This is a genomic window from Aurantibacter sp., from assembly GCF_042094015.1.
Taxonomy (GTDB): Bacteria; Bacteroidota; Bacteroidia; order Flavobacteriales; family Flavobacteriaceae; genus Aurantibacter.
Genome location: NZ_JBELDZ010000012.1, coordinates 1 through 15,410, shown reverse-complemented (window position 1 = coordinate 15,410; position 15,410 = coordinate 1). Strand labels below are relative to the sequence as shown.

Here is a 15,410-nt window from a genome sequence, read left to right as displayed (position 1 = left end):
ATAAAATATAACGTTTTAAATGAGCTTTTAGATGTTTTTATTGTGTTAAGTTTTTGATAAAATCATCAATAGAAACTGCATTTTCAACACTATAATCTCCAATTTTTGTACGACGTAAAGCCGATAAATGTCCTCCAGAATTTAAGGCTTTTCCAAAATCGTGAGCCAAAGACCTAATGTAAGTTCCTTTACTACAAACTACTCTAAAATCAACATTTATATTATCTATTGATGTTTCAATTTTAGTAATTTCAAAGGTATTAATTGTTATTTTTCGAGATGGAATATCTACAGTTTCACCAGCACGAGCAAACTCGTATAAACGCTTACCTTCTTTTTTTAATGCTGAAAAAATAGGTGGAAACTGGTTAATTTCACCTGTAAACTGTTTTGTAGTTTCGTGAATTAAATCTTCGGTAATATGAGCTATTTCAAACGTTTTGTCAACTTCAGTTTCTAAATCGTAAGATGGTGTTGTACTTCCTAAAACAATAGTTCCTGTGTATTCTTTTATCTGACCTTGAAATGTATCTATTTGTTTAGTCATTTTACCAGTACAAATTACTAATAAACCTGTTGCTAACGGATCTAAAGTTCCTGCATGACCAACTTTAATTTTTTTAATATTAAAGGCTTGACGTATTTCCCAACGTAATTTATTTACAGCTTGGAAAGAAGTCCACTCTAAAGGCTTATCAATTAATAAAACGTGTCCTGCTAAATAATCTTCTCCAGTCATAATTGCTTAGTTTAAAAGTGTAAATCCAATAGCAATAACTCCAACTATGGCGCAATAAATAGCAAAATAAGACAGTTTGCTTTTTTTAACTAAAGAAATCATCCAAGTACAAGCTACTAAACCAGATAAAAACGCAGCTATAAAGCCAGCAGAAAGCGCTATAGTATTGTGTCCGTCTAAAGATAAATCGCCACCAATAATGTCTTTAGCTATTTTTCCAAAGATTAAAGGAATGACCATTAAGAATGAAAATCGTGCAGCTTTAGTTTTATCGTTTCCTAATAAAACCGATGTAGAAATAGTTGCTCCAGACCTAGAAATTCCTGGCAACATAGCAATTGCTTGAGATATTCCTATTATAAATGCATTTTTAAAAGTTACGTTTTTGTTTGTGTCTTTAGCTTTATCTGCAAAGAATAAAAGTATTGCAGTAACTAAAAGCATAGCACCAACTAATAGTATATTTCCACCAAATAGTGCTTCTAACTGATCTTCAAATAAAAGTCCAACAATTACAGCAGGAAGCATAGATAAAGCAATTTTAGATACAAACTGAGTGTCTTCGCTCCAAGTAAAAGACAGTAAACCTTTTAAAATAGAAATAATATCTTTTCTAAAAACAACAATAGTACTTAATGCAGTTGCAAAGTGAAGTAAAACAGTGAAAAGCAAGCTTTCTTCTGGAACAGATTGATCGCCTAAAATGGCTTTACCAAGTTCTAAATGTCCGCTAGAAGATACAGGTAAAAACTCTGTTAAACCTTGAATAACTCCTAAAATAATTGAATCTAAAATATCCATAAAGCAAAAGTATTAAAAAGAACCTTTAATACTTCAAAATAAAAAGGAATAAAGCTATTCGGCTTTTTTATCTTCTTTACGAGTCAAAATAGCATAAACTTGGAAACCAAAACCAAGTATAATTAATGCAGGTGCTAAACGAATACGTCTCCAGTGAAAAATATCTGGATTAAACACATTTGGATCGTCGCTTCCGCCACCAGACATTAAAATAAACCCTAAAGCCATACAAGCTAATCCTATAAACATAAATTTATAGTTGCGTTTTCCGAAGATAAACTTATTCTCGTTAGATGCTTTAGACATAATAATTGGCGTTTAAGTGATGCAAAGTAAAATAAATATTTAAAATTTGAGGTTAATTTTAATAAATATTTAGTCAAAAACAGGAATAGGTTTTTCTATATGTTCTGCAACTTTATAAGTTTTTGTACTTTCTGTTTGTGATGATAAAAAAGTGTAAGCCAAAACAGTTAATAAGCCTACAACTACAAAAGTAATACGTTTCATAATTTAAAAGTTAGGATTTATAATAACTGGTTGAGTTAGTGTTTATATAAACCGAAATGTTTTAAAATTATTATATGTTGAATTGTAAAATGTTGTTAAAATATAATTTTAATACAACTGGTCTGTTTTTAAATTCAAGAAACGAGACGTTGCTAAAAATGTAGAAAACCACGTAATTATAATGCCTAATAAAAAGACAGCTACAAATAGGCTAACAATTAAAATTTGGTCTTTAAGAATCTCTAATTCTGGGAATGTTTTATTTCCGTAATAAACTACTACGGCTAATCCTACTAAAGCTATTATAGCTCCAATAACTCCTAAACGAATACTTTTAAAGATAAATGGTTTTCTAATAAAACGCTTTGTAGCTCCAACCATTTGCATTGTTTTAATGGTGAAACGTTTAGCGTAAACAGATAATCTAATAGAACTATTAATTAATAAAACGGCAATAAGCGTAAATACGGCGCTAAGAACTAAAACCCAAAAGCTTATTTTCTTTACGTTATTGTTCATTAAATTAACTAAGTCGTTATCGTAACTAACTTCAGCAACAAAGTTTTTACTTAATGCATCTTTAGATATGTCTTCTAATTTCTCAGTAGTAACAAAGTCAGCTTTTAAGTTTAAATCTATTGAGTTTTGAAGTGGATTAAATCCTAAAAACTGCATAAAATCTTCGCCATTTTCAGATTTTAAAACATCGGCGGCTTTTTCTTTAGAGACATAATTTGTCGATTTTACAAAGTCCGACATTGCTAAACTTTTTTCTAATTGCTTAATTTCAACATCTTTTGCCGTATCTTTTAAATAGATAGTTACAGTAACTTGTTCTTTAAAATGATCGGCTACTTTTTTAGCATTTATAATTAATAAACCTAAAACACCAAGTAAAAAAAGCACCAAAGCAATACTTAGTACTACAGAAAAGTAAGACGATATTAATTTTCGTTTTTGATATTTATCAAATGTATAACTCATAAATAGCTAATTAAGTGATAAAAATATAAAAGAATTTGCTTCTTCTTATGATTACAAGCCATTATCTTTTAATCTTCTTAGAATAAGCTTAAATTTGCACCTTTATTAAGCTGAAAAACATCAAAATGCATTATAATTTTAACGAGATTGAAGCAAAATGGCAAAAATATTGGTCAGATAACCAAACATTTAAAGCCTCAAACAATTCCGACAAGCCAAAATATTACGTTTTGGATATGTTTCCTTACCCAAGTGGCGCAGGATTACATGTTGGTCATCCGTTAGGTTATATTGCCAGCGATATTTATGCGCGTTACAAACGTCACCAAGGATTTAACGTATTGCATCCACAAGGTTATGATAGTTTTGGTTTGCCTGCAGAGCAATATGCAATCCAGACTGGACAACATCCAAAAATTACTACTAAAGATAATATTGCAACCTACAGAAGGCAATTAGATCAAATTGGTTTTAGTTTTGATTGGAGTAGAGAAGTACGTACAAGCGAACCAGAATATTACAAGTGGACACAGTGGATTTTCACAGAATTGTTTGCATCTTGGTATAATAACAATTCTAATAAAGCTGAACATATAGATACGTTAATTGCTATTTTTACTTCGGAAGGAAATGCTAACGTAAATGCAGTTTCAGACGAAGATATTGAAGTGTTTACAGCTGAAGAATGGCATACGTTTTCTTCTGAAAAACAACAAGATGTATTACTACAATACAGATTAACCTATTTAGCGGAAACTGAAGTAAATTGGTGTCCGGTTTTAGGAACTGTTTTAGCTAACGATGAGATTGTAAATGGCGTTTCAGAACGTGGCGGTCATCCTGTGGTTCGTAAAAAAATGACACAATGGTCTATGCGAATTTCAGCTTATGCAGAACGTTTGCTTCAAGGTTTAGAAACAGTAGATTTTACAGATTCGCTTAAAGAAACACAGCGTAATTGGATTGGAAAATCTCAAGGCGCAAGTGTGACGTTCAACTTAAAAGAACATACTGATACAATTGAAGTTTTTACCACAAGACCAGATACTATTTTTGGAGTTAGTTTTATGACTTTAGCTCCAGAACACGAGTTAGTAGCTAAAATAACAACAACAGAACAAAAAGATGCGGTTGAAGCTTATATAGAAAAAACCGCTAAACGTAGCGAACGCGATAGAATGGCAGATGTAAAAACCATTTCTGGTGTATTTACAGGTGCTTATACAGAACATCCGTTTACAAAAGAACCAATTCCGGTTTGGATTGGCGATTACGTTTTAGCAAGCTACGGAACAGGAGCTGTTATGGCAGTTCCATGTGGAGATCAACGTGATTACGATTTTGCAAAACATTTTAATATAGACATTCCTAATATTTTTGAAGGCATAGATATTTCTACTGAAGCTTTTGCAGGAAAAGACAACGTTAAGATTGCCAATAGTGATTTCTTAAATGGATTAAATGTAAATAAAGCTTCAAAATTAGCCATCTACAATTTAACGCAATTAAATCAAGGTAAAGGGCAAACTAATTACCGATTACGCGATGCTGTTTTTAGCAGACAACGTTATTGGGGAGAACCATTTCCTGTGTATTATGTAAATGGTAAACCACAAATGATTGAAACACAACATTTGCCAATTGCATTGCCAGAAGTAGAAAAATATTTACCAACCGAAGAAGGCGAATCGCCATTAGGTCGCGCAGATGTTTGGGCTTGGAATACGAATAAAAATGAAGTTGTTTCAAATGATTTAATTGATAATGAAACTGTTTTTCCATTAGAGCTAAACACAATGCCAGGTTGGGCTGGAAGTTCTTGGTACTTTTTCCGCTATATGGAAGAAAAAGCCAATAGAGGCGAAGATTTTGCTTCTAAAGAAGCGCTAAGCTATTGGGAAAATGTAGATTTATATATTGGTGGAAGCGAGCACGCAACAGGACATTTATTATATTCTCGTTTTTGGGTGAAATTTTTAAACGATAGAGGTTTTGTAAATGTAGACGAACCTTTTAAAAAGCTAATTAACCAAGGAATGATTTTGGGAACTAGTGCTTTTATTTATAGAGAAGAAAACACTAACACTTATTATTCTAAAGAATTAATTGGAGGAAAATCTATTTTACCTATTCACGTAAAAGTACAATATGTCAACGCTTCCGATGAATTAGATATTGAAGGTTTAAAGAACGACGCAGAGTTTGGGGCAGATTATAAAGATGCTGAATTTATTCTTGAAGATGGTGTTTATAAAGTAGGTTGCGAGGTCGAAAAAATGTCTAAATCTAAATATAACGTTGTAAGTCCAGATGCTATTTGTGAAGATTACGGTGCAGATAGTTTACGTTTATACGAAATGTTTTTAGGTCCATTAGAGCAATACAAACCTTGGAATACAGCAGGAATTACTGGAGTTCACGGATTCTTAAAAAAGCTTTGGAAATTATATGTAGACGATAATGGAAGTAGAGCAACAGATGCAGAACCAACTAAAGATAATTTAAAGACATTACATAAAACCATAAAGAAAGTACAAGAAGACATAGAAAATTTCTCTTTTAACACATCGGTTTCTACCTTTATGATTGCAGTTAACGAGTTAACTGCACAAAAATGTACAAGTAAAGAGATTCTTGAACCTTTATTGGTTTTAATATCGCCTTATGCGCCACATATTTCGGAAGAATTATACAGTCAGTTAGGTCATACAACATCTATTTCTACAGTTGCTTTTCCAGAATTTGATGGAAGTCATTTAGTAGAAAGTAGTAAAGTGTATCCGGTTTCATTTAACGGAAAAAAACGTTTTGAGTTAGAATTGTCTCTAGACTTATCTAAAGGTGAGATTGAAAAAATTGTTATGGCAGACGAAAGAACGCAGAAACAATTAGATGGTAAAACACCTAAAAAAGTAATTATTGTACCTGGTAAGATTATTAATTTAGCAGGGTTTTAAACTTTTAAAATGGGGTTATTGTTTTAAAAACGGGTTTGCTTAAATAAGCAAACCCGTTTTTAATTATAAGTAAAATCATTCAAAAAAAACTATCTTAGTAAAAACTACTATTATGAAATTTATTATTTGTTTCTTATTGTCATTTGTAGCCTTTTCTCAACAAGATAGTATTACAAAACAATTTCCAGAAGATTATTTGGGTATTTATAAAGGAAAATTAAAAATAGATAATCCAAGAGGACAACAAGAAATAGAGATGGAGTTTCATTTAAAAGCAACAGATGGTTCAAATGTTTTTAAATATACTTTGGTTTATGTTGTAAACGGAGAACCAAGTCCAAGAAATTATACCTTAAAAATTATAGATAAAGCTAAAGGCGAATATGTTGTAGATGAAAACAATGGTATTATTTTAGACGCCAAATATGTTAACAATTCACTAATTAGTGTTTTTGAAGTTCAAGGAAACTTATTAATTACAACCGAACGCTTTTTTGATGATTATATGTTTTTCGAAATTGTATTTTCTGGTAAAGACAGTAAAAAAACTACCATAGCTACTGAAGACCAAACTGAAGTTATTAGTTATCCTATAACAACTACTCAAACTGCAAAATTAATAAAACAATAAACTGACACATTTTCTTAGTTATTTGTTGGCTTACTTTTTGCTATCTTTAGATCAGAATAAAAAATAATAATAAAATGATGGGAAGCGGAATGACAGGATATTATATCCTTTTAGGAGCAATATCTATATTTAGTTGGCTAGCAAGTAGCCAGTTAAAACGCAAGTTTAAAAAATATTCTCAAATCCAATTAAGGAATGGGATGAGTGGCGCAGAAATAGCCGAGAAAATGCTAAAAGACAATGGTATTTTTGATGTTGAAGTAATTTCTACTCGTGGACAATTAACAGATCATTACAATCCACAAAACAAAACAGTAAACTTAAGCGAAGTTGTTTATAACGAACGTAATGCAGCAGCAGCAGCAGTTGCAGCTCATGAATGTGGTCATGCAGTACAACATGCTACTGCCTATAGTTATTTAACAATACGTTCTAAGTTGGTGCCAATTGTAAGTGTTACGTCTAATATGTCTCAATATTTAGTTTTTGGAGGCTTAGCTTTAGGAGCAGCAGCTGGTTTAGGTTTAGGTTGGTGGGTTGCGGTTGCAGGTCTTGGAATGATGGCTTTCGCAACTTTGTTTAGTGTTATTACATTACCTGTAGAATATGACGCTAGCAATAGAGCTTTAGCTTGGTTAAAGGCAAAAAATATAGTTACACCAGAAGAATATGCAGGTTCTAAAGATGCCTTAAAATGGGCTGCAAGAACGTATTTAGTAGCTGCTATTGGATCTATTGCGTCTTTATTATATTGGGCAATGCAGGTTTTTGGCGGGAATAAAAATTAATAAACAAAAGAGTTATATAATGGAAGAATTTCAAAATCAATCATCACAAAGACTTTTAGTAGGTCAAACAGATACAGAAGCACAAGTTGCTTTTTATAAAAAACGTATGCACACGTTGCTGCTGGTGTTTTAGTATTTATAATCTTTGAATATTTATTATTACAAAGTGATACAGTTGTTAATTTTATGTTATCTCTTACAGATGGCTATAAATGGTTATTACTTTTAGGTGGTTTTATGTTTATTACTACTTATGCTGAAAGTACTGCGCTAAAATCTCAGGATAAAAACTTACAATATTTAGCGTATGGAATCTATATTTTGGCTCAAGCAGTCATTTTTGTTCCTATGATCTACATTGCAGCATTCTATATGGATTCAGGTTTAGAAATATTGCAGCAAGCTGCAATTGTAACTTTAGCTTTATTTACAGGTTTAAGTGCTGTGGTATTATTAACTAAAAAAGATTTTTCATTTTTAAAAACAGGTTTAATTGTTGGTGGTTTTATTGCGATTGGTTTAATTATAGCAGGAACATTATTTGGTTTTGATTTAGGTTTATGGTTTTCTGTAGCTATGTGTTTATTAGCAGGAGGAAGTATTTTATATCAAACTTCTAATTTGATTCATAAATATAGCCAAGATCAATATATTCCTGCTGCATTAGGTTTATTTGCTAGTTTAATGTTGTTGTTCTGGTATATTTTAAGAATTTTTATGTCAAGAGATTAACCTAATAGTTTATAAATTTACAAAGCTCTAAATCTATTTTAGGGCTTTGTTGTTTTATTATGATACTAATATCAAAACATATACTTTTTAAAGGTTTTAGAGCTATTACGCTTTACCCTTTTGTTATTTTGAAGCATAAGCGTTTAAAGGAAGATAAAGTGCTTATCAACCACGAGAAAATTCATTTAAGACAACAATTAGAGTTGTTAGTTTTACCTTTTTATATTTTGTATCTCTTAGAGTTTTTAATCAGACTAATAATTTATAATAACTCAAACTTAGCTTACAAAAATATTTCTTTTGAACGAGAAGCTTACGCAAAAGAAAACGACCTTAATTATTTAAAATCAAGATCGTTTTGGAAGTTTATAAAGTATTTGAGATAATTAGAATTTTGTAGGCTTTCCTTTTTTACTATTATTTTCTTTTTTATAGGTTTTAGCTTTTATCTCGTCTTTTTTAAACATTGCTTTACTTTTATTTTGTCCCCAAGCTGTAGGATGATAATACTTCCCTTGTTCTTTATTTGTTTTTAATACTTCTGTTTCTCTTTGACCTGGGTTAGCTTGTAAAAATTTATCGTTTCTTTCTGCATAAACAACCCATGACACTTTCTTGTTAGCTTTTCCACCCGATACTCCAAAAGAGTTTCCGCTTACTTCTTTACTAACATGTAATTGTGGCATACTAGCGCCAACCGGTGTTAACTGGTAAGAAAAATTAATATTAATTTCTTTAAAATATTGAGGTAATTTTATAGTTACATTTCCACTAGCATCAAAACTAGCAGTTCCTCTATAAACATTTAGTACTTCATCAGATTCTACAGAGAAATGCTTTAATTTTTTGTTTTCAGGATCTAAAGGATGATCTATAGTAAATGCTTTTGTTCCTGTTGCAGTAAAGTTACCAAAACCAAATAAAGCTGTACCTGCTCCACCATTTGAAAAACCTAAAACTCCAATTCCAGCTGCATTAGGAACATAACCAACAGCTCCAAAAGCATTACCACTAAATATTCCACCTTCATCTCCACCAAAACCAACTAAGCCAGAACCATTTACTTCGGTAATTATACCAACTCCACCAGCATTATTAGCCTGTCCAAACACACCATAATTTGAGCCTGCAAAAGATCCACCAGAGCCAACTATAAAACTTGCACCTAAACCTGTAGCAGTACCTACTACACCAACGCCATTTGTTGCAGAAACACCTTCAACTCCAAAACCATCTGTTGAATCTGCTCCATAAACACCAACACCAGAAGTTGAGTACCCGTTAACGGCATGGTCATTTACAAAGTATGCATAAGATTGAAATGTATCTATTCCTGGAAATATAGGTGTTTGATTTCCTATTGAAACTAAATTGTCTGCTGCATCAATAAATAATACATCATCAAAATCGTTTCCTTCAATTCTAAAGTTTAAATCTAATTGCTGTTCATTTAAGACACTATCATCATTTCCATGAAATCTATGACTTGCACCATTGTTTTCATTAATTTGTATAACACCAGCATCTGCAGAGTCAAATAATCTTATTAAGGTATCTCCACTATCTACACTACCGTTTCTAGTTCTGATCTCATCTCTAAAAGTTGTGGTAGTATTTTGTAATCTAATCGTTCTTATGTTGTTTCTTTGAATGGATACATCTGTGTTATCTGTAGTTCCTATAAAATTTGTTCCATATGTTGTACCATTATTTCCTGTAATTGACCAATCGTTTGAAAGAGCTCCAGCACCTAAACGTATCCACAATGTTCCATTATTATAATACATACCTGGCGTTACATCTGCAATTGTTGCCTCATTATATATAGTCATACCTGCTACATGTGCTGTTAATGGTGCAGAGTTAACTGTACTAGAAAGATTTAATCTTGGTAATAATAAACCGCCTGTAGATATGGTTGCATCAATATCTAATAATGCATCTGAATTAGGCGTTGTTGTTCCGATTCCAACTTGAGAATAGATGTTTGTTGAAATTAAGAATAGTGCTATGCAAAGTAGTTTATTTACCATAATCTAAGTTTTTTTAATTATATATAAATATAATCATAATAATAAAGTTAAAAAAATGAACATATAAAATAAACCGAACGATTGTTCGTTTTGTATAATTTGTGTTTTTTTTTACTGATTAATGGTCATAAAAAAAGATTAGCCATTAAATAGTGAACCTATTTTTATGACTAATCTTTTATAGATACTCTGTGAATTACAGAATTTTAATTTTTAATGTTCTTTAATGAATAACTTTTTTTGTTAAAGTTGCTCCATTTGATAATTCTATAGTAATTAATAGCATTGTTTCTGTTTTTCTAAAGCCATTTAAACTTACTAAAGTTTTGTTTATATTATTTAAGTTGAATAATTTTTGACCCAACGTATTGAATACTTGAACATTTTTAATATCAAAATTATTTGATTTTATAGTTAAATCTCCATTACTAAATACTAAAACATTATTGTTAACAGAATCAAAATCAGTCGTTGATAATGCATTAGATCTATAAATAATTTCAAATCTATCATTAAATACTCCAACTTCTGTAGTAAAGATATATGGAGCTAATTTTAAATTATGCTCAACATCTAAATCTTTATCTCTAACATAAATATCAATAGTATCAAATAAATCATCAAAATGATCAATACCAATTCTTAATTGTCCTTGATTTACAGCTTTATAACCTAATGGAACAATATCTGTATCTGCAAAAGGTAATGGTTTAGCTTGAGTTTTCATTTCAATATCTGGTGTTACAAAGTAGAAAGTAACTGAGTTACCTCCATAATTTATAGCATCTAAACCTCTATCCCAACCATTGGTTGCTCCTTCTGCATAACCAAGTAAAACTTGACTAAACCCGCCATAATCAGAACTTAAATTAAACCATACTCTATGCTTTTCAAAGTCTGGTGTTATTGATTTAGAGTTTTGTTGTTCAGCAGTTTTAAAGAACGTATTATTATTATTGCTACCACGCATTGTATTATCAAATATTGCAGTTCCGTTACCAGTACCAAGAACTACAAATGATTGTCCAGAAGCAATATAAGCTATTGGTGTTGTTCCTCCAGACATAGCCGTAGTAGTTCCACCAAGACTATTTATAGAAGCATAATCGTTTAATGTATAATTAGCTACATAATCTGCATAAAATGGATCTGGCGTACCGGCGGTTGGTGCTGTGTTATGAGTCCATAAATATGCCGTACCATCTAAAATAGGACTATTTGTTGGGTGATTTAAAAATGTAGTAATATCAATAGCAGATGCATAAGGATTTCCTATAAGTTGCCATTGGTCATCATTTGGTCCTACTGTTGTATCTCCAATTGTAAGTCCTAATGTAGCATCCGTACCAATGGTAATGGCGGTATTAACATCTCCATTTGTTGGAGTTCCAACAAATGAACCATTATGAACTCCTGTTCCTGTAGAACGTATAGCGTAACCAGTACCTGGAGCCATACTGTCTCCTGCATTTAAGTAGTTCCAATTTCCATGACCGTTTGCAATGGTTGGCGTATAAGAAAGATAATATAAACTTCCTGGAACAAGTCCACCTAAAGTATAGGCTGTAATTGGAGAACTCCAGAAAGTATAGTCTAAAGCATTCATTGCTTGACTATTTCTTTCAATAGTTACAGTACCTGTATTAGCATCGTTATCAATTTGTATTAAACTGGCACTATCTCTAATGTCAAAAGTACCACCAGCATCAACAGTTACAAATTCTTGCACTGTAAGGTTGTTTTCAGATTGTAAATCTAAAACACCTGTAGGTCTTACTGTTAAGTTTCTTGCATAAGCATCATATCCTGTACCAGTTATTTCTGTATTGTCAGGTATAATAACACAATTATCTATAGTTGGTACACCAGCAGGTGCCCAATTAGTAGGGTCGTTCCATTCCGTATCAGTTGTTCCTTTCCAAAATTTAGTATTATTAGTAATTGCAATATTTGCACTAATTTCACAGCCATTATTCATAGTTGCTGTTGCCACAAACTCAAAAGAGTTTTGTTCTAACTGTACAGCAGTAGGTTTAACATAAACAATACCAACAGTAGTTCCTGTTGTGTAAGGAATAGTTGCTGCAGGATCTGTATAAGCATCTATAGGAGTTGGACTTGTCCAAGAAAAAGAAGAGTTTAATGGTCTTGACCCATATAGTTCTACATTATCTATTGCAACACCATCACACCAGTAATCTGCAAAATAACGAATTCTTACCTTTAAATTTGTTTCATTTACATAAGCAGATAAATCGATTGTTTGACTAGCAAACGCAGTTCCGTAGCCTATATCATTATCATAGGTTTGTAGTGTAGTCCATGCACCACCACCATTTGTAGATACTTCTACATTAACATTTTCCGGAATACCTGCACCAAATACATATCTAGAAAAATACATATCAAAGTCTAAAGTCAAATCTGTAAAAGTAGAAGAATCTAATACTCCAGACTCTATTGCGGTTTCTGTAATATTTGTTGTGCTTGAATCTGAATTTGCCATTGCAAAATTATTAGTTCCAAACCCAGAAGAAATTGCTGGAAACCAAACAGCTTCTGCTGGTACAAATGTACTAGTTCTAGGTTGCCACTGTGTTATAGCTGTTTCAGCTGCAGTATAAGTTCTAAGGTTATTTACAACTAATGTTCCTAATGTCCCTGTTTCAAAATCTTCCTCTATTAAATAAGCAATTTCATTAGTTCCAGCAGCAGATATTGCTATAATATCATCTTCTCCACAAACTTCTGGTGTAGATGGTGTAAAAGTAAGTACTGCAACAGGATTAACCCTTACGCTTATTTTAGTTTTAACTAAGGACTCACAAGTTCCATTATCTGCAGTAACATAATAATCTGTTGAAGTTGTAAGTACTGGTGTAGTCCAGTTTCCAACATTGGTAGTTACAATTGGCACGGTATCACCTTCATTTGCGTACCAGTGGTATTCAATTGTACTTGCACTTCCTGTAGCAGCCAAATTAGCAGTACCATCTCCGCAAATAGAAGGCTCAACAATATTATCTATAGTTGCATCACAACTAGAAATAACAGTAAATAAATAATCTTCAGTTTCACCATATTCTGTAAAATTAAATCCAAAATGTACTTGTGGACCAAAATCCTCACAAGCATCAAAATCATAAGCAGCATATTCAGCTCCATCTGAGTTTCTAAATGAATTATAATATCTAATTCTAATTCTATAATCTCCAATAGCTTGAGCTGGAGGAATCACAAAACCAAACGTTGTACTTGTTGTGGCAATTCCTTCAGAATCATAAACTTCTTCTGTTACAAAATCGAATGCACCATTTCTATCCCAATCTACCCAAGCTTTTATGTGCCCACGTCCAATTTCTCCTTCAACAAAAACATTAATTCCTTCTCCTTGTGCTTGAATAGAATTTGTTAAACCTGTCCAGTCTTGGTAACCAGGTGTGGCTCCTCCAGTGAATCCATTTCCAAAATTAGAGACATCATTTAATGTTCCAATAAATTCAAGATCGTTAATATATTTAACACTTTCATCGACTGTAGCTTCACCTTCACAATAAGCCGAAGCCACAGGTGTAATTGTATTACCTAAAAGTGGTAAAACAGTATTATATAAAGGCCCACCAGAACATATTAAATTATTATAAGAATATATAAAGAAAAAATAGGTTGTTGTTGGTAATAATGGTGTTGCAGTAAATATTGTGTCTGAATCTGTATCAATAACCGTACTTGTACCAATAGTATCTCCAACTAAATAGGTTGTTCCGTCTACAATTGTTGGAGCTACACCAGTTGTATTCATAACAACCAAATAATTATCTGCCGCAGGAGCCGCAGCTGTAAAAGAAGCTGTTATAGCACTAGCTGTAACACTATCAAACGACAACGCTGTTGGCTGTGCTATTGGTGTAGTACAAGGTGCTGGACTCGTAACGGTTAATGTATAATCTTCAGCTTCACCTCTATCTGCGCTAAATAAACATGGGTCTGGAGTAGTATCTAACCAGTCAATTAAAAGACGCATTCTATAACTTCCTGCAGGGGTTGCAGGAGGAATTATAAAACTTGCTGTAACACCTCCAACATAAGCTCCAGATGTATAAACTTGTTCTCCTGGATCAAATGTAGAATCACTATTAAAATCTACCCAAATAGAAGCTCCAAAAGTATTGTTTGCTTGACCAAAGTCAGCTACAAAATTTACGGTAGCTCCTTGAAGATTTGTTACAACCTGAGCTGTATAGTCTGTATAACCAGTTCCGGTATAGCCCGTATTTAAGTTTGTTATATCGGTTACGTTTCCAACCGTACTAAAGTCATTTATATAAAATCTATTTTCTGTATTTGAAGGTTCACAATAAGTAAATGCTACTGTAGTTTCTGTTCCATTTAATGGTGCTGTAGTATTATAAAGTGGTCCTCCAGCACACGTAGAATCGTTAAATGCAAAAACAAAGAAATAATAGGTTGTTGTACTTGTTAACCCACTTGCTAAAAAACTAGTATCTGCATCGTTATCTACTACGGTACTAGCTCCAATAGTATCTCCAGGATTATAAGATGTTCCATTTGTTAAAGTAGGTGCTACATTAGTTGTGTTATATACAACAAGATAGTTGTCTACAGCAGGAACAGCAGCAGTAAAAGTTGCTGCAATTGTACTACCAGTTACTGTACCAAAAGTTAAAGCTGTTGGTTGAGTTGCTGGCGTAACACATGGTGTTGGTGTTACTGTAGCCTGAGAATTATTTAATGGGCCAGTTGTATTATATAAAGGTCCGCCAGAGCAAGCTGTATTATTATAAGAGAATACAAAGAAATAATAGGTTGTAGAGTCTGTTAATCCAGCCGCTGTAAAAGTTGTATTAGCATCATTATCTATAACAGTGTTTCCACCAGCTATTGCATCTCCTGGATTATATGTTGTACCATCTACAAGTGTTGGCGCTACGTTAGTTGTATTCATAACAACTAAATAATTATCAGCTCCAGGAGCTCCTGCAGCAGTAAAAGATCCATCTATTTGTGTTGTTGTAACACCACTAAACGTTAAGGCTGTTGGTTGTGTTGTTGGCGTTACACATGGTGTAGATGGATTTGGATCCCAAGCACAAATACCAAAAGTACCATCGTTATTAGAACCATATTCCCAAAATCTTATGGTGACTGTAGCTCCAGGTGTACCTGTTAAAACTAAAGTAGGCATAGTACCTGTACCTGAATCATCATCACATA

At 32.5% G+C, this 15,410-nt stretch carries 10 protein-coding genes and 1 pseudogene; 4 read left to right on the top strand and 7 right to left on the bottom strand.

What is annotated here, in order from left to right:
• Positions 1–37: 37 nt before the first annotated feature.
• The 5 genes from truB to ACFDSN_RS03180 form a co-directional block, all read right to left on the bottom strand.
• Complete coding sequence (gene truB, locus ACFDSN_RS03200) at positions 38–739, bottom strand: tRNA pseudouridine(55) synthase TruB (protein ID WP_375238381.1); 702 nt, start codon at positions 737–739, stop codon at positions 38–40.
• A 6-nt stretch (positions 740–745) separates the two neighbouring features.
• Positions 746–1,540, bottom strand: coding sequence for an undecaprenyl-diphosphate phosphatase (locus tag ACFDSN_RS03195; protein WP_375238380.1), 795 nt, complete (start codon positions 1,538–1,540; stop codon positions 746–748).
• A gap of 54 nt (positions 1,541–1,594) precedes the next feature.
• Positions 1,595–1,846, bottom strand: coding sequence for a DUF3098 domain-containing protein (locus tag ACFDSN_RS03190; RefSeq protein ID WP_375238379.1), 252 nt, complete (start codon positions 1,844–1,846; stop codon positions 1,595–1,597).
• A 69-nt stretch (positions 1,847–1,915) separates the two neighbouring features.
• Entirely contained in the window at positions 1,916–2,050 is a 135-nt protein-coding gene (locus ACFDSN_RS03185; protein ID WP_375238378.1) for a hypothetical protein, read from the bottom strand.
• 108 nt (positions 2,051–2,158) lie between these two features.
• Positions 2,159–3,034 (bottom strand): cell division protein FtsX, encoded by an 876-nt coding sequence (locus tag ACFDSN_RS03180; protein WP_375238377.1) that lies wholly within the window; start codon positions 3,032–3,034, stop codon positions 2,159–2,161.
• Between the two features lie 125 nt (positions 3,035–3,159).
• Here ACFDSN_RS03180 and leuS point away from each other — a divergent pair, with 125 nt between their 5' ends.
• From leuS to ACFDSN_RS03160, 4 genes and pseudogenes are all read left to right on the top strand, one after another.
• A complete protein-coding gene (leuS, locus tag ACFDSN_RS03175) occupies positions 3,160–5,991 on the top strand; it encodes a leucine--tRNA ligase (protein ID WP_375238376.1) in 2,832 nt (943 codons plus the stop codon).
• A gap of 112 nt (positions 5,992–6,103) precedes the next feature.
• Positions 6,104–6,622 carry a hypothetical protein gene (locus ACFDSN_RS03170; protein WP_375238375.1) on the top strand — a complete coding sequence of 173 codons (519 nt, stop codon included), beginning with the start codon at positions 6,104–6,106 and terminating at the stop codon, positions 6,620–6,622.
• 89 nt (positions 6,623–6,711) lie between these two features.
• Positions 6,712–7,410 (top strand): zinc metallopeptidase, encoded by a 699-nt coding sequence (locus tag ACFDSN_RS03165; RefSeq protein WP_375238410.1) that lies wholly within the window; start codon positions 6,712–6,714, stop codon positions 7,408–7,410.
• Positions 7,411–7,429: 19 nt separating this feature from the next.
• Positions 7,430–8,142, top strand: a pseudogene (locus ACFDSN_RS03160) (Bax inhibitor-1 family protein).
• A 386-nt stretch (positions 8,143–8,528) separates the two neighbouring features.
• Here the strand turns inward: ACFDSN_RS03160 and ACFDSN_RS03155 are convergent.
• Together ACFDSN_RS03155 and ACFDSN_RS03150 are read right to left on the bottom strand one after the other, a co-directional pair.
• Complete coding sequence (locus ACFDSN_RS03155) at positions 8,529–10,175, bottom strand: hypothetical protein (RefSeq protein ID WP_375238374.1); 1,647 nt, start codon at positions 10,173–10,175, stop codon at positions 8,529–8,531.
• Positions 10,176–10,398: 223 nt separating this feature from the next.
• A partial coding sequence (locus ACFDSN_RS03150) for a GEVED domain-containing protein (RefSeq protein ID WP_375238373.1) occupies positions 10,399–15,410 on the bottom strand: 5,012 nt, incomplete at its 5' end.